10 protein-coding genes are annotated in these 17123 nt (G+C 68.0%); 7 read left to right on the top strand and 3 right to left on the bottom strand.

Annotated elements, in window-relative coordinates; genetic code table 11:
- Positions 1-5: 5 nt before the first annotated feature.
- Entirely contained in the window at positions 6-740 is a 735-nt protein-coding gene (locus KL771_RS19970; protein WP_054358934.1) for a 3-deoxy-manno-octulosonate cytidylyltransferase, read from the bottom strand.
- A gap of 206 nt (positions 741-946) precedes the next feature.
- Between KL771_RS19970 and KL771_RS19965 the strand changes: the two genes are divergently transcribed.
- The 6 genes from KL771_RS19965 to KL771_RS19940 all read left to right on the top strand — a co-directional run bounded on the left by KL771_RS19965 (position 947) and on the right by KL771_RS19940 (position 9479).
- On the top strand, positions 947-1501 hold the full coding sequence (locus KL771_RS19965; RefSeq protein WP_261970280.1) for a c-type cytochrome: 555 nt from the start codon (positions 947-949) through the stop codon (positions 1499-1501).
- A gap of 273 nt (positions 1502-1774) precedes the next feature.
- The gene (locus KL771_RS19960) at positions 1775-3691 is read left to right on the top strand and encodes an extracellular solute-binding protein (protein WP_261970279.1); all 1917 of its coding nucleotides are present in this window, start codon (positions 1775-1777) and stop codon (positions 3689-3691) included.
- Complete coding sequence (locus KL771_RS19955) at positions 3691-5559, top strand: extracellular solute-binding protein (RefSeq protein WP_261970278.1); 1869 nt, start codon at positions 3691-3693, stop codon at positions 5557-5559. Before KL771_RS19960 ends, KL771_RS19955 begins: the two co-directional genes overlap by 1 nt.
- On the top strand, positions 5560-6675 hold the full coding sequence (locus tag KL771_RS19950; RefSeq protein WP_261970277.1) for a microcin C ABC transporter permease YejB: 1116 nt from the start codon (positions 5560-5562) through the stop codon (positions 6673-6675).
- Between the two features lie 3 nt (positions 6676-6678).
- Positions 6679-7833 (top strand): ABC transporter permease, encoded by a 1155-nt coding sequence (locus KL771_RS19945; RefSeq protein ID WP_261970276.1) that lies wholly within the window; start codon positions 6679-6681, stop codon positions 7831-7833.
- Positions 7834-7853: 20 nt separating this feature from the next.
- Positions 7854-9479 carry an ABC transporter ATP-binding protein gene (locus KL771_RS19940; RefSeq protein WP_261970275.1) on the top strand — a complete coding sequence of 542 codons (1626 nt, stop codon included), beginning with the start codon at positions 7854-7856 and terminating at the stop codon, positions 9477-9479.
- Positions 9480-9509: 30 nt separating this feature from the next.
- Here KL771_RS19940 and KL771_RS19935 read toward each other — a convergent pair whose 3' ends face one another.
- The gene (locus KL771_RS19935) at positions 9510-11981 is read right to left on the bottom strand and encodes a transglycosylase domain-containing protein (protein WP_261970274.1); all 2472 of its coding nucleotides are present in this window, start codon (positions 11979-11981) and stop codon (positions 9510-9512) included.
- Positions 11982-12208: 227 nt separating this feature from the next.
- Between KL771_RS19935 and polA the strand changes: the two genes are divergently transcribed.
- Positions 12209-15295 (top strand): DNA polymerase I, encoded by a 3087-nt coding sequence (gene polA / locus KL771_RS19930; protein WP_261970273.1) that lies wholly within the window; start codon positions 12209-12211, stop codon positions 15293-15295.
- A gap of 407 nt (positions 15296-15702) precedes the next feature.
- On the opposite strand, the gene KL771_RS19925 is transcribed toward polA, so the two are convergent.
- Positions 15703-16440, bottom strand: coding sequence for a DUF3750 domain-containing protein (locus KL771_RS19925; RefSeq protein WP_261970272.1), 738 nt, complete (start codon positions 16438-16440; stop codon positions 15703-15705).
- Between the last annotated feature and the right edge of the window lie 683 nt (positions 16441-17123).

The following is a 17123-nucleotide window of genomic DNA, read 5'->3' as shown; positions in this document are numbered from 1 at the left end:
GACGGTCAGCGCGACAGCAGCGCGCGGGCCTTGTGCAGGTCCTCGGGCGTGTCGACGCCGAGCGGCACGGTGTTGACGATGCCGACATCGATGCGCATGCCGGCCTCCAGCGCCCGCAACTGCTCCAGTTTCTCGCGCTTCTCGAGCGGGGAGGGCGGCAGCGTCACGAAGCGTTCGAGCGCCGTGCGGCGATAGGCATAGAGGCCGATATGGTGATAGAGCGGCCCGGGGCCGGTCGGGGCGGTGGCGCGGGTGAAGTAGAGCGCGCGCAGGCGATCCGGCCCGATCGGCGTGCCGACGGCCTTGACCACATTCGGATTGGTCTTCTCCTCCTCGACCGTGATCTCCGCCGCGATGGTGGCGATGTCGACCGCCGGATCGTCGAGCGGCGCGAAGGCGGCCTTGACGGCGGCGGCCTCGATGGTCGGCAGGTCGCCTTGCACGTTGACCACCACGTCGAAACGCCCGTCCGGATCGTAGCGGTTCAACGCCTCGAAGATGCGGTCCGAGCCGGACGGATGGTTGGGATCGGTCAGCACGGCTTCGCCGCCGGCCGCGATCACCACATCGGCGATGCGCTGGTCGTCGCAGGCGATCACGACCGGGCCGATGCCGGCCTCGACGCCGCGCCGCCAGACATGCACGATCATCGGCGTGCCGAGAATGTCGGCGAGCGGCTTGCCGGGCAGCCGCGTGGCGGTCATGCGGGAGGGGATCAGGACGACGGCGCGGTCGGACATGAAGGGTCGCTTTCGGCGCAGAACGGTTAGACGGAAGTGTCGCTGGGTCTGGACCCGCGGCCGCTTTATACGTATGGAGAGGCCGGCGGGAAAGCTGGTAGTTTCCGCCCGCCCTGGAACCCGGGCCGTCCGGCGGTGCCCGCTGTCGCGCGCCCGCCCCTGGGCGGCCCTCAAGACCCCGACCGGATGACCGGAGCTTCGATCCGATGGATTCCTTCGAGCTTAACAAGATCGCCGGCGCCGTGCTGGGCACCTGCCTGTTCACCCTGGGCCTCGGCGTGCTCTCCGACGTGATTTTCGATTCGCCGGTTCCGGCCAAGGCGGGTTTCGAGGTCGCGACCGCCGAGGCCGGCGCCGCCGCCGGCGGCGGACAGGCCGAAAGCGCGGCCGTGGCCGCCACCCCGATCGCCGAACGGCTGAAGACCGCGACCGCGGACGACGGCAAGAAGGTGTTCGGCAAGTGCAGCTCCTGCCACAACCCCGAAAAGGGCGGCAAGAACGGCACCGGCCCGAATCTCTGGGGTGTCGTCGGCGGGCCGCTCGGCCATGCCGACGGCTTCGCCTATTCGGCCGGCATGAAAGAAGGCGCCGCGGCTGGCCAGAAGTGGGACTTCGCCCATCTCGACGAGTTCTTGGCCAATCCGGCGGGTGTCGTGAAGGGCACCAAGATGAGCTTCAAGGGCCTGCCCAAGCCGGAAGAGCGTGCCGCCGTGATCGCCTATCTGCGCTCGCTGTCGGACAATCCGGTGCCGCTGCCCTGAGCCGGCGGCCTCGCGGCCACGGACGTCATGCGAAAGGCCGGCCGTCGTGCCGGCCTTTTCTATTTTTGCGCCTTCTGGCGCATCGGCTTCGTGCAGGCGGCGGTCGAGAAGCGGCCCGGAGCGGCCGGGTGCCGCGGCAGGCTGCGAAAATTCGTCATAATGTCGTGACCCCATGTGGAAACGGTGCCGGGGCGTCTAATATCCCATGCATCGTTCCGCGGTATCCGACCGGCGCCGTGGACCCGCCCTGACCGAACGGAGTGCCCCTCGCCGATGCGCCAGTCGAAGATCGCCGCAGGTTTCGCCGCCCCCGTCCGTCACCCGCGGTCTCCGGTGACCGCCCTGCGTCTCCTGGTCTTCGGCGCCGTTCTGTCGACCGGCCTGATGTCGGCGCCCGCCCTGCACGCGGAGGAGCCGCAATGGCGGCATGGCCTGTCGCTCATGGGCAGCGTAAAATATCCGGCCGATTTCAAGCATTTCGACTATGTCAACCCGAAGGCGCCGCGCGGCGGGGTGCTGCGCATGGGGACCGACGGCACCTTCGACAGCTTCAACGCCATCTTGCCGAAGGGCAATGTCGCCGCCGGGATCGGGTTGATCTACGACAGTCTGATGACCTCTGCCTATGACGAGATCTCGACCGAATACGGGCAGATCGCCGAGGCGGTGAAGTATCCGGACGATTTCGCTTGGGTCACTTTCCGGCTGCGTCCAGAGGCGCGCTGGCACGACGGCCAGCCGCTGACGGCGGAGGACGTCGTTTGGAGCTTCAACAAGCTCAAGGAATTCTCGCCGCAACAGGCCTTCTACTATCGCCATGTGGTTTCGGCCGAGGCCTCCGGTCCGGGCGAAGTCACCTTCCGCTTCGACGAAAAGGGCAATCGCGAGCTGCCACAGATCGTCGGGCAGTTGTCCGTGATGCCGAAACATTGGTGGGAAGGTGTCGGTCCGGACGGCCAGAAGCGGGATATCGGCAAGACGACGCTCGAGCCGCCGCTCGGTGGCGGCGCCTACAAGATCAAGTCCTTCGATCCTGGCAAGCGGGTGGTTTACGAACGCGTCAAGGATTATTGGGCCCAGTCTCTTCCGGTGAGCATCGGGCAGAATAATTTCGACGAGATCCGCTATGAATACTATCGGGATGACACTGTCGAACTGGAGGCGTTCAAGGGCGACCAGTATGACGTGCGGTTCGAGAACGTGGCCAAGAACTGGGCGACGGCTTACGACTTCCCGGCCGTGCGGGAGAACCGCGTCATCCTGGAGAAGTTCCAGGAGCGCGGTCGCGGCGTCGGCGTCGGCTTCGTGATGAACCTTCGGCGTGCGAAGTTCCAGGATCCGCGCGTGCGGTTGGCGTTGAGCTATGCGTTCAACTACGAGGAGATCAACCGCACGGTCTTCTTCGGGCAGTATGAGCGCATCAACAGCTATTTCTTCGGTTCGGATCTGGCGGCGTCGGGCGTCCCGGCGGGGAGTGAACTCGATATTCTCCAGGAGGCCAAGACCAAGGGACCCGTCCCCGAGGAGGTCTTCACCAAGGCGTTCACGAATCCGGTGACCAACGATCCGGCGCAGGAACGCAACAACCTGCGCGAGGCGGTCCGCCTGTTGCGCGAGGCCGGCTACGTCACCGAAGGCACGCGCCTGGTCGATGGCAAGACCAAGGAGCCGCTCAAGATCGAGTTCCTGATCAACAGCCCGAGCTCTGAGCGCTTTGCGGTGCCCTATCGTCAGCAGCTATCCAAGATCGGCATCGACTTGGCGGTCCGATACATCGATTCATCGCAATATATCAACCGGCTTCGCTCGCGCGACTACGATATGATCTATACGGGTTGGGGCCAGTCGCTGTCTCCCGGCAACGAGCAGCTGGAGTATTTTTCGTCCGGTGCGGCCGATCGCGAAGGGTCGCGGAACTATGCCGGCATCCGGAATCCGGCGATCGACTATGTCATCCAGCGCGTGATCTATGCCAAGGACCGTGCCGAACTGGAGGCTGCAACCCGGGCGCTCGACCGGCTCCTGGTCTGGAACCACTATATCGTGCCCGGCTGGACCTACCGCTTCAGCCGCATGGCGCGCTGGGACCGCTTCTCGCGGCCGGAGACATTGCCCTACTATGCCGAGCCGCAATTCCCGACCATCTGGTGGTGGGACGCCGAGAAGGCCGCCAAGACGGGTGGTCGTTGATGGGCGGCGGATGGGACCGGCGCGGCGTTCTGGCCGGCCTCTCGGCGGCGGCGGGCGCCGCGCTTGTTCCGGTGCCCTGGGCCTGGGCGGCGGACGAGATCGAAACCCACGGCCTGTCGATCTTCGGCGATCTGAAATACGGCGCCGATTTCCGGTCTTTCGACTACGTCAATCCGGTGGCCCCGAAGGGCGGGCGTCTGGTGACCGTGCCGTCGCAATGGGCCTACAACCAGAACCCGTCGACCTTCAACACGCTCAATACCTTGATCCTGAAGGGCGACGCGCCGGTCGGCATGGAGCGGACCTTTGCCAGCCTGATGACCCGCGCGCTCGACGAGCCCGATGCGGTCTACGGCTATGTGGCGCGGAGTGCCACGGTGCGCAACAAAGGCGCCACCTTCGTGTTCCGCCTGCGCCCCGAGGCGCGCTTCCATGACGGCACGCCGATCACCGCCGAGGATGTCGCCTTTTCGCTGACGACCCTGAAGGAGAAGGGGCACCCGTCGGTCTCGCTCGCCTTGCGCGACATGCGCGAGGTCGAAGCCGAGGCGGCCGATACCGTGGTGGTCCGCTTCGCGCCGACCCGTTCGCGCGGGCTGCCGCTGATCGTCGCCACCCTGCCGATCCTCTCCAAGGCCTGGTACGCGACCCGGGACTTCGAGCAGACCACCACGGAGGCGCCGCTCGGCTCGGGTCCCTACCGGGTCGGGCGATTCGAGCCCGGGCGCTACATCGAATACGAGCGGGTGGCGGACTGGTGGGGCCGCGATCTCCCCGTGGCGGCCGGACACAACAATTTCGACATCGTCCGCTACGAGATGTTCCGCGAACGCACCGCCGCCTTCGAGGCGTTCAAGGCCGGGCTCTACTTCCTGCGCGAGGAGTTCACCTCGCTGGTCTGGGCGACGCAGTACGACTTCCCGGCGCTCGCCGACGGCAAGGTCGTCCGCTTCGAACTGGAGGATCGCTCGCCGTCCGGCGCGCAGGGCTGGTACCTGAACATGCGCCGCTCGAAATTCGCCGACCGCCGCGTGCGCGAGGCGCTCGGGCTGGTGTTCGATTTCGAATGGACCAACAAGAACGTCTTCTTCGGCAGCTACCGGCGCATCTCGTCCTTCTTCGTGAACACCGAGTTCGAGGCTTCCGGCCCGCCGTCGCCGGAGGAGCTGGCACTGCTGGAGCCGTTCCGCGGCAAGGTGCCGGACGAGGTCTTCGGCGAACCCTGGACGGCGCCGGTCACCGACGGCACCGGGCGCGACCGGACCCTGCTGCGCCAGGCCGCGAAACTCCTCGCCGAAGCCGGCTGGACCGCCCGCGACGGCGTCCTGCGCAATGCGGCCGGCGAAAGCCTGACGGTCGAGTTTCTCGACAGCGACACGTCCTTTCAGCGTGTCACCGGCCCCTATCTCGAAAATCTGAAGCGCCTCGGGGTCGATGCCAGCGTGCGCGTGGTCGATCCGTCGCAATATCAGAAGCGCGTCGACGAGTTCGACTTCGACGTGATCACGCGGCGCAGTTCGTTTCCGCCGACGCCGGACGAGGATATCCGTCAGGCGTGGCATTCCGAATCGGTCGATCGCAAGGGCTCGCGCAATATCGGCGGCATCCGCGACGCGGCGGTCGATGCGCTGATCCTGAAGGCGCTCGGCGCCGAAACCCGTGCGGAGCTGACGGTCGCCTGCCGGGCGCTCGACCGGGTGCTGCGGGCGGGGCGTTACTGGATCCCGCAGTGGCACAAGGCGTCGCACTGGATCGCGATGTGGGACCTCTATGATCGCCCATCGGTAAAACCGCGCTATGCTCGCGGCATCGAGACCACGTGGTGGGTGAACCGCGACAAGGCCGAAACGCTCGGCAAGGGACTCTGAATGGCCGCCTACATCTTCAGACGCATCCTGCTGATGATCCCAACCCTGCTCGGCATCATGCTGGTCACCTTCGTGATCGTGCAGTTCGCCCCCGGCGGGCCGGTCGACAAGGTGATCGCGCAGTTGACCGGGACCGATGTCTCGGCCACTTCGCGCATCTCCGGCGGCGGCTCGGATTTCCAGGGCCAGCCGGGCGGCGGCGGGCAGCCGGGCGCCGGTGGCGACAGCGGCAACAAGTATCGCGGCGCCCAGGGCCTCGATCCCGAGTTCATCAAGAAGCTCGAAAAGCAGTTCGGCTTCGACAAGCCGGCGCACGAGCGCTTCGTCCTGATGCTGTGGAACTATATCCGCTTCGATTTCGGCGAGAGCTACTATCGCAACATCTCGGTGCTCGAGCTGATCAAGGAAAAGCTGCCGGTGTCGATATCGCTCGGGCTGTGGCTGACGCTGATCGGCTACGCCGTCTCGATCCCGCTCGGCATCCACAAGGCGGTCAAGGACGGCAGCAGCTTCGATATCTGGACCAGCGCCGCGCTGGCGATCGGCTACGCGATCCCGAGCTTTCTGTTCGCCGTCATGCTGATCGTGCTGTTTGCGGGCGGGTCCTTCTGGCAGGTCTTCCCGCTGCGCGGCCTGACCTCCGACAATTTCGCCTCGCTCAGCGTTCCGGCCAAGATCGCCGATTATTTCTGGCATCTGGTGCTGCCGATCACCGCCATGGCGATCGGCCATTTCACCTCGTCGGCGATGCTGGTGAAGAACTCCTTCCTGGACGAGATCCGCAAGCAATATGTCACGACGGCGCGCATGAAGGGACTGTCCGAGGGTGCCGTGCTCTACGGCCATGTCTTCCGCAATGCCATGCTGCTGGTCATCGCCGGCTTTCCCGGCGCGTTCATCGGCGCCTTCTTCGGCGGCTCGGTCCTGATCGAGACTATCTTCTCGCTCGACGGCATCGGTCTGCTCGGCTTCCAGTCGGTGGTCGACCGCGACTATCCGGTCGTCTTCGCCACGCTGTTCATCTTCTCGATCGTCGGTCTGGTCGTCTCGCTGATCTCGGACCTGCTCTATACGTGGATCGATCCGCGGATCGATTTCGAATCGCGGGAGGTCTGAGTCATGGATGCCCGGACCCCCGCCGCCATCCCCGTCTCCCGGCCGACCGCCGCACCGGCGCGCGCGCGCCTGAGCCCGCTCAATCGCCGCCGCTGGGAGAATTTCAAGCGCAACCGGCGCGGCTACGTCTCGCTCTGGCTGTTCTCGATCTTGTTCGTGGTGACGCTGTTCGCCGAGTTTCTCGCCAACGACAAGCCGATCCTGGTTCACTACAAGGGCGAGGTTCTGGTCCCGGTGCTGGTCGATTATCCGGAAGAGAAGTTCGGCGGCTTCCTGGCCAAGACCGACTATCGCCATCCGGACATCCAGAAGGAGATCGCGGACAACGGCTGGGCCCTGTGGCCGCCGATCCGCTACTCCTACAACACCGTCAACGGCGACATTCCGAATCCGGCGCCGGCCAAGCCGTCCTGGATGTATGACCGCCAGGAGCGCTGCTCGCGCTACATTAAGGGCGCCGACGATCCGAATTGCGTGGTCGGCAACTGGAACTGGCTCGGGACCGACGATCAGGCGCGCGACGTGCTCGCCCGGGTGATCTACGGGTTTCGGATTTCGGTGCTGTTCGGCCTGATCCTGACCATCATCTCGTCGATCATCGGCGTCGCAGCCGGCGCCGTGCAGGGCTATTTCGGCGGCTGGACCGACCTTCTGTTCCAACGCTTCCTGGAAATCTGGACGTCGGTGCCGGAACTCTACCTGCTGCTGATCATCGCTTCCGTGTTCGTGCCGAATTTCTGGATCCTGCTCGGCATCCTGCTGCTGTTCTCCTGGACGCGGCTGGTCGGCGTGGTGCGCGCGGAATTCCTGCGCGCGCGCAACTTCGAATATGTCCGCGCCGCCCGCGCCCTCGGTGCCGGAAACGTCGCGATCATGTGGCGCCATGTCCTGCCCAACGCCATGGTGGCGACGCTGACCTTCATGCCGTTCATTCTCAACGGCTCGATCACCACCCTGACCTCGCTCGACTTCCTCGGCTTCGGCTTGCCGCCCGGCTCGCCGTCGCTCGGCGAGCTCGTGTCGCAAGGCAAGAACAACCTGCAGGCGCCCTGGCTCGCCATGACCGCCTTTGCGGTCATCTCGATCATGCTGAGCCTGCTGCTCTTCGTCGGCGAGGCGGTGCGCGACGCCTTCGATCCGCGCAAGACCTTCCAGTGACGGCCGCGAGAGGATCCACCATGACCGCTCCCCTCCTGTCCGTGCGCAATCTCGGCGTCGTGTTCCGCCAGAACGGCGTCGACACGGTCGCGGCCGAAGGCATCTCGTTCGACCTCGCCAAGGGCGAGACCCTGGCGCTGGTCGGCGAGTCGGGCTCCGGCAAGTCGGTGACGGCGCTGTCGATCCCGCGCCTGCTGCCCTATCCGGCGGCGCGCCATCCGGCCGGCAAGGTCCTGTTCAAGGGCCGCGACCTGCTCGCCGCCAGCGAGGCGGACCTCAGGGCGGTGCGCGGTAACGAGATCACCATGGTGTTCCAGGAGCCGATGACCTCGCTCAACCCGCTTCATACGGTCGAGCAGCAGGTCGCCGAAATCCTGCGCCTGCACGGCCGTCTCGGCGAGGCGGATGCGCGCGCCAAGGTGCTCGACCTGCTCGCCAAGGTCGGCATCACCGAACCGGAGAAGCGGCTTGCGGCCTTCCCGCACCAGCTGTCCGGCGGCCAGCGCCAGCGCGTCATGATCGCCATGGCGCTCGCCAACGAGCCCGATCTGCTGATTGCCGACGAGCCGACCACCGCGCTCGACGTGACCGTCCAGGCGCAGATCCTGAAGCTTCTCGACGACATCAAGACGCGCGCCGAGATGGCGGTGCTGCTGATCACCCACGATCTCGGCATCGTGCGCAAATACGCCCAGCGCGTCTGCGTCATGACCAAGGGCCGCATCGTCGAGGCCGGGCCGGTCGAGACCGTCTTCGCCAATCCGCAGCATCCCTATACCCAGCATCTGCTCGCGGCCGAACCGCGCGGCAATCCGCCGTCGACCGACCGCTCCAAGCCGGTCGTCGCCGCGGTCGAGGACCTCAAGGTCTGGTTCCCGATCAGGCGCGGCCTGCTCCGGCGCACCATCGGCCACATCAAGGCGGTCGACGGCGTCACGGCCGCGATCCGCGAGGGCCAGACCCTCGGCGTGGTCGGGGAATCCGGCTCGGGCAAGACCACGCTCGGCCTCGCGCTTCTGCGGCTGATCTCGTCCACGGGCCGCATCGTCGTGATGGGCCGCGACATCCAGGGGTTCGGCTCGGCCGCGGTCCGGCCGCTCCGGCGCAACATGCAGGTGGTGTTCCAGGACCCGTTCGGCTCGCTCTCGCCGCGCCTGTCGGTCGCCGACATCATCGGCGAGGGTCTCGACATCCACATGCCGCACCTGACCGAGGCCGAGCGCGACGCCCGCGTCGTCGGCGTGTTGCAGGAGGTCGGCCTCGACCCGGAGACCCGCCACCGCTACCCGCACGAATTCTCCGGCGGCCAGCGCCAGCGCATCTCGATCGCGCGCGCGCTGGTGCTGGAGCCGAAATTCATCATGCTCGACGAGCCGACCTCGGCGCTCGACATGTCGGTGCAGGCGCAGGTGGTCGATCTCCTGCGCGACCTGCAGGGGCGGCACGGCCTCGCCTATCTGTTCATCTCGCACGACCTGCGCGTCGTGCGCGCGCTCGCCAACGAGGTGATCGTGATGAAGGACGGCAAGGTCGTCGAGCAGGGGCCGTCCGAGCAGATTTTCTCCAGCCCGTCGACCCCCTATACGCGCGCCCTGATGGCCGCCGCCTTCAACATGGAGGCGGCTGAGGACGTCGTCCGCCAGTAGAGGGGCCGCCGCCCGCGGCGGCGCGCCCGCCTACCCGCCGAACATCCGCTTCAGGAAGTCGTCGACGCCGCCCATCGGCGCCGGCGGGCGCTGCTGCGTCCGCTGCGGCACCGGAGCGGGGGGTGGCGGCAAGCCCTGGCCGGCCAGATTCGGGTTCGGATTCGAATAGCCCTGCGCCGGATAGGGGGCGGGCGGATAGGGAGCCGCGGGTGCCGGCGCATAGGCGGCGGGGGCCGGTGCGACCGTCGGGGTCGGTGCATATCCCGACGCGGCGGGCAGGCCCGGCAACGGAGCGGTCGGCACGGCCCCGGTCACGACCGAATCGGTCGCCATCGGCTGGTTGCGCCGCCAGGTGCCCGGGATGTCGGCGACCGGCTTGCCGCGATGGGCCTCCAGCATGAAACGCTGCCAGACGGTCGCGGCGATCGAGCCGCCGGTCGCGTGTTTGGTCGGCGTGCCGTCGTCGTTGCCGAGCCAGACGCCGGTGGTCAGGAGCGCCGTGTAGCCGATGAACCAGGCATCGCGGAAATCCTGGCTGGTGCCGGTCTTGCCGCCGGCCGGCCAGCCGGCGATCTGCGCCTTCTTGGCGGTGCCGGTGATCAGCGTCTCCGAGAGCATCGTGTTCATGGCGGCGAGCGGACCCGGGTCGATCACCCGACCGATGCCGGAGCCGCGCCGCTCGTAGAGCACCTTGCCCTGCGAGCGGATGCGCTGGATGACATGCGGGCTGACGCCGTAGCCGCCGTTCGAGAAGGGCACATAGGCGGCGGTGATCTCGAGCGGCGTCACCTCGTAGGAACCGAGCGCGATGGCGGCGGTCGGCTGCAGCGGCGAGGTGATGCCGAGCCGTTCGGCGACCGAGACGACCTTCTTCGGCCCGACCTCGACGGCGAGCTTGACCGCGATGGTGTTGATCGACTGCGCCAGCGCGTCCTTCAGCTGCATCGGGCCGCGGAAGCCCTTCTCGTAGTTTTTCGGGCTCCAGCCCTTGAAGCTGACCGGTTCGTCGACCCGCACCGTCTCGGGCGTCAGGCCGGTCTCCACGGCGGCCAGATAGACGAAGGGCTTGAAGGCCGAGCCGGGCTGCCGGCGCGCGGTCACGGCGCGGTTGTACTGGCTCTTCTGGTAGTCGACGCCGCCGACCAGCGCGCGCACGGCGCCGGACGGGTCGACCGAGACCAGCGCGCCCTGGTTCACGTCCTTGGCGTCGCCATACTGCGCCAGCCCGCCCTGCAGCGCCGCCTCGGCGATCAGCTGCAGGTTCTGGTCGATGGTCGTCTCGACCACGATGTCGTGGTCGATCGAGCCGACATAGGCGGGCAGGAGGTCCATCACCCAGTCGGCGACATAATTCTCGGTGCCGGTATTGGGCCGGTCGAAGATGGTCTGCGGCGCCTTCAGCGCGGCCTCGCGGTCCTTTTGCGCGAGGAAGCCGGCATCGACCATGCTGGCCAGCACGGTCTCGGCGCGGGCGCGGGCGAGCTGCGGGTTCTTGGACGGGGCATAGCGCGACGGCGCCTTCAGGAGGCCGGCCAGCATGGCCGCCTCCATGACGTTCACCTGCTTGGCGGACTTGCCGAAATAGCGCCGGGCGGCGGCATCGACCCCGTAGGAGCCGGCGCCCATATAGACCCGGTTCAGATACATTTCGAGGATCTGGTCCTTCGAATATTCCCGCTCCAGCCAGAGCGACAGGATCACCTCCTGCACCTTGCGGCCGAAGGTTCGGTCCGGGGTCAGGAACAGGTTCTTGGCGAGCTGCTGGGTCAGCGTCGATCCGCCCTGCGCCACGCCGCGCGAGGTCAGGTTGACGGCGACCGCGCGGGCGAGGCCCCAGGGATCCATGCCGAAATGGCTGTAGAAGCGGCGGTCCTCGATCGCCATCACGGCCTTGGGCAGATAGGGCGGCAGGTCGGCGAGCCGCACGGCCTCGCCGCCGGTATCGCCGCGATTGCCGATCAGCGTGCCGTCGGAGGAGACGATGCGGATGTTCGGCGGCCGTTTCGGCACGGCCCATTCGGTGGTCGGCGGCAGGCGCGAGCCGTAATAGAGCACGATGGCGCCGGCGCCGATCACGCCCCAGATGCCCATCACGCAGGACCAGTAGACGATGCCGCCGATCAGGCTGCGCCGGCGGCGCGCGGCGGGCTTGCGCGGACCCGATCCGCCGCCGCCCCCGGAACTTCCGCCCGCGCCACCCGAAGGCGGGCGCCGGCGCGGCGGGGCCTCGTTGCGATCGTCGGCGTCGTCGTGGCTTCTGGATCGCTGGCCGCCGCGGCTGCGGCCGCCGTCGCGCTGGGCGACCACGTCGGTATCGTAGGACGAGACGGAGGGTTCCAGGCGGCCGGAGCCGGCCTCGCGCGGGGCGCGCCGGCGCACGGCGCCGGGGCCGACCGACGAGGGACGATCCTCCGAGGACAGGCGCAGGTCGAGGCGATCGGGCTCGTAGCCCGGGTCGTCGAAGAGCGGCTCCGCCTGCCGCTCGATGCGTCGCGCGACCATCTTCCCCTCGCGTCTTTCCGTCCGCCCCTCCCCGTCGGCTCGGCCAGTCTCGTGCCGCGCCGGCTGTCGGTGTCGCCCCGCCCGCTGGCGGCCTCCGTCTCGCAGGAGAGGAGGTCGGCGCGGGCGCGGTCAGGTGAACGCTAAAGATGGCGAATTAAGGGGGGGTTAAGGATGCGGCCGGCGCGGCCCCGGGTTCCAATCCGCGCCGGCGCCCCTATGATCCGGGCATGATCGACGCTCCTTCCGACCCCGCTCCCGTCGCGCCCGTGGGCGCCGCCGCCCCGCTGCGCAACGGTGCCGAACCCTGTGCCGTCAAGGCCGGCGACCATGTCTTCCTGGTCGACGGCTCGTCCTACATCTTCCGCGCCTATCACGCGTTGCCGCCGCTGACGCGCAAGTCCGACGGCCTGCCGATCGGTGCGGTGTCGGGCTTCTGCAACATGCTCTGGCGGCTCCTGCGCGAGGCCGACAAGACCGAGGTCGGGGTCAAGCCGACCCATGTGGCGGTGGTGCTGGATGCCTCCTCGGTCACTTTCCGCAATGCGCTCTACGACCAGTACAAGGCGCAGCGGCCCGAGCCGCCGGAGGATCTGCGCCCGCAATTCGGCCTGATCCGCCAGGCGGTCGAGGCCTTCAACGTCGCCTCGATCGAGCAGATCGGCTTCGAGGCCGACGACCTGATCGCGACCTATACCCGCCAGGCGGTCGCCTGCGGGGCCGACGTGACCATCGTCGCCTCCGACAAGGACCTGATGCAGCTCGTCGGGCCGCGGGTCATCATGTACGACACCATGAAGGAGCGCCGGATCGGCCGCGCCGAGGTGATCGAGAAATTCGGCGTCGGCCCCGAGAAGGTCGTCGACGTGCAGGCGCTGGCGGGCGATTCGGTCGACAACGTGCCGGGCGTGCCGGGCATCGGCATCAAGACCGCGGCGCAGCTGATCGAGGAATACGGCGATCTCGAAACCCTGCTCGCGCGGGCCGGCGAGATCAAGCAGCCGAAGCGGCGCGAGGCGCTGGTCACGAATGCCGAGAAGGCGCGCATCTCCAAGGTCCTGGTGACGCTGCGCGACGACGTGCCGCTCGACCATCCGATCGACCATCTGGCCGTGGCACCGCTCGACGGCGCCAAGCTGATCGCCTTCCTGAAGACCATGGAATTCACCACCCTGACCCGCCGCGTCGCCGAGGCGACCGGCTGCGAGCCGGCCGGTATCGCACCGTCGCCGGTCTCCATCCGGCACTGGCCGCCGGGCGGCGCCGCAGCCGGGGAGGGCGCCGATCCGGCCGCCGTGCCGGCCGACGCCGGGGCGCAGGCCGAGGGGCGATCCGCCGAAGATGCCAAGGCCGCCCCCGCCCCGCCTGCATCAGCTCCGTCCGCATCCACCGCCGCCGCGCCGGCCGCGACCGGCATGACGCCCGCCGCACTCGCGGCCGCGCGCGCCGAGGCTGGACATGTCGGGCCGATCGCGACCGACCGCTATGCCTGCGTGACCCGGCTGGAGGATCTGCAGCGCTGGGTCGAGCGCGCCGTCGAGGCCGGCGTGGTGGCGATCGACACCGAGACCAATTCGCTCGATTCCATGCAGGCCGACATGGTCGGCTTCTCGCTCGCCGTCGCCCCCGGCGAGGCCTGCTACGTGCCCTTGCTGCACACGGCCGGCGGCGCCGGCCTGTTTGATCAGGAGACCCGGCCCGAGCAGATCCCGGTCGCCGACGCGATCGCGGCGATCCGCCCGCTGCTCGCCGACCGCTCGATCCTGAAGGTGGCGCAGAACCTGAAGTACGACGCCATGGTGCTGGAGCGGCACGGGGCGCCGATCGTCGGCGCCGACGACACCATGCTGATCTCCTACGTGCTCGATGCCGGCCGCGCCACCCACGGCATGGACGACCTGTCCGAGCGCCTGCTCGGCCACAAGCCGATCGCCTACAAGGAGGTGACCGGCACCGGCAAGGCGCAGGTGACCTTCGACAAGGTGCCGCTCGACCGCGCGACCGCCTATGCGGCCGAGGATGCCGACGTGACGCTGCGGCTGTGGCGCGTGCTGAAGCCGCGGCTGGTCTCGGAACGCATGGCGACCGTCTACGAGACGCTGGAACGGCCGCTGGTCGATGTCCTGAAGCGGATGGAGATGCGCGGCATCTCGATCGACCGGCAGATCCTGTCGCGGCTCTCCGGCGATTTCGCGCAGACCATGGCGCGGCTCGAAGCCGAGACGCACGAACTCGCCGGCGGCGCCTTTAATCTCGGCTCGCCCAAGCAGCTCGGCGACATCCTGTTCGGCAAGATGGGCCTGCCGGGCGCCAAGAAGACGCCGACCGGCGCCTGGGCGACCGGCGCCGACGTGCTGGAGGAGCTGGCTGGGCAAGGCGTCGAACTGGCGCGCAAGATCCTCGACTGGCGCCAGGTCTCCAAGCTGCGTTCGACCTACACGGACGCGCTGCCGGGCTACGTCCATCCCGAGACGAAGCGGGTCCATACCTCCTTCGCGCTCGCCGCCACCACGACCGGGCGGCTCTCCTCCTCCGAGCCGAACCTGCAGAACATCCCGGTGCGCACCGAGGAAGGCCGCAAGATCCGCACCGCCTTCGTGGCCGCGCCGGGCTTCGCGCTGGTTTCCGCCGACTACAGCCAGATCGAACTGCGCGTGCTCGCCCACATGGCCGATATCCCGGCCCTGAAGCGCGCCTTCGCGGACGGCATCGACATCCATGCCATGACGGCGTCGGAAATGTTCGGCGTGCCCGTCGCCGGCATGGATCCGATGGTCCGCCGCCGCGCCAAGGCGATCAATTTCGGCATCATCTACGGCATCTCGGCCTTCGGTCTCGCCAACCAGCTCGGCATCGGCCGCGAGGAGGCCGGCGCCTATATCAAGAAGTATTTCGAGCGCTTCCCGGGCATCCGCGACTACATGGAGGCGACCAAGGCTGCCTGCCGGCGCGACGGCTTCGTCACCACCATCTTCGGCCGCAAGGCGCACTATCCCGAGATCGCCGCCAAGAACCCGTCGGTGCGCGCCTTCAACGAGCGCGCCGCCATCAACGCCCCGATCCAGGGCTCCGCCGCCGACATCATCCGCCGCGCCATGATCCGCATGGAGCCCGCCCTCGACGCCGCCCGCCTCAAGGCCGCGATGCTGCTGCAGGTCCACGACGAACTGATCTTCGAGGTGCCCGAAGCGGAGGTCGACGCGACCCTGCCGGTCGTCCGCCGCGTGATGGAGGAGGCCCCGCACCCCGCCGTCACCCTCGGCGTGCCCCTGCAGGTCGACGCCCGCGCGGCGCGGAACTGGGACGAAGCGCATTGACGGGAGCGTGAACCATGGCCGTCGTGAGGATCGGCTTGGCATTATTTCCCTGGCATGTAGCGCAGGTTTTTGCGCCGACCCGGTCATTTTGATGCCGCGGTGAGGCGAGTAGGCCCCGGATCGGCGGCCCTTCGGGCCTTGTCCGGGGATGCGACCGCGGGCCCTTTGGTGGATGACTGCGTCTCCCAACCGCACACTCAAACCGCAATCCCGGCCGCAGCCGAAGGCGGAGAGCCGGGACCCACTCTGCTCGCGAATTCGACAAGGTATTGAATATATTCTCGAAATCAAAAGACGCCTGGCCGGTTCGGCTGCGGGCGCCTGAGCCGTCCTGAGACCCGGTGATCCCTCCGCGCGGTCCGTACAGAACATAAAGCTGCCGCTCCCCTGGGCCTCGCGGTCCGCGCCTACATCCCGATCCGGCCCCAGCCGGGCAGTTTCAGGGCGGGGCGGCGGATGTCGAGGCCGGCGACGGCGCCGAGTATGTTGATCTCGAGGCCCTCGATCCAGCCGATGGTCACGCCGAGATAGCCGGCGAGGCTGAGCCGCAGGCCGAGGCCCGTGGGGGTGAGGCCGAACCAGCGGCCGTCGGCGGGAAAGTCCTTGCCGATCGCGGTCGGCGGCAGGGCGGCCTCGATTGCCGGGACGGCGGCCAGTACGCTGGCTACGAAGGTGTTGGAATTCGGCCCGGGCCAGAGACGGTAGTCGCCGAGGCGCTGGTAGCCGTAGGCGGCCACCGCAGCCCTGATCTCGGGGATCAGCCGGGCGGCGGCTTCGCCGTCGGCGGCATAGACCGGTTCGGGATCGTTGCCGTACCAGCGGGCATCGGGCGCGTAGGCGTTGACGCGGATCGGTCGGCCCCAGCCGAGCTTGTCGTAGCGCTCGTAGGCGCCGCCGGCGGTCTTGACCACGATCCAGCTGTGGACCGCGAAGATGCCGCGCCAGCGGCCGGTCCGCGCCGCATAGATGCGCACCAGCGCGGGTGCTTCGGCGGTGGCCGCCGGCAGGAGCCCAGTCGACGACCAGTCGGCCGCCGTCCAACTCGCCGGCCAGCCGCGCTGCCAATGCCAGAGCGCATGCGCGCCGAGCGGCAGCAGGAACAGGAGGGCGAAACCGAGCAGAAGACGTCGCGCGATCAGCGTCATGGCCTTCGGTGTGCGGGGGAATTCGGCCGGCATCGTGGCGGGGCGGCGGGCGTGGGCAGTGGGGAAAAGGCGGACTAACGGGCGTCAGGCATGGGGATAATCTGGTAAACTATTGAAAAATTTCGTGTTGAAAAGCGAGTGGACCCCGGATCGGCGGCCCTGCGGGCCTTGTCCGGGGATGCGCCGGGAGATTGCGGCAGGGGTTCCAGCATCAGGCGCTCCACCGCCCACTGCCGAATCCGCACTGCCCTCGGCCGGCTGGAACGGGGCCCCGAAGGGCCGCATTCCCGGCCGGAGCGCAGCGAAGAGCCGGGACACACTCTGTTGGCGATTTTTCGCAAGACTTTGATATAAATGGCGATCCTGACGCTCGCTGCGATGCGGGTAGGCCCCGGATCGGCGGCCCTTCGGGCCTTGTCCGGGGATGCGCCGGGAGATTGCGGCAGGGGGGCTCCAGTATCAGATTCTCCGCTGCCCACTGCCCACTGCCCACTGCCGAATCCGCACTGCCTTCGGCCGGCTGGAACGGGCCCCCGAAGGGCCGCATTCCCGGCCGGAGCGCAGCGGAGAGCCGGGACCCACTCTGTGGGCGACTTGTCGCAAGGCTTTGATATAAATGGCGATCCTGACGCTCGCTGCGATGCGGGTAGGCCCCGGATCGGCGGCCCTTCGGGCCTTGTCCC

The organism is Prosthecodimorpha staleyi (assembly GCF_018729455.1).
Lineage (GTDB): Bacteria > Pseudomonadota > Alphaproteobacteria > Rhizobiales > Ancalomicrobiaceae > Prosthecodimorpha > Prosthecodimorpha staleyi.
The sequence above is the reverse complement of the archived record's forward strand: the minus strand, read 5'-3'. Positions and strand labels throughout refer to the sequence as shown.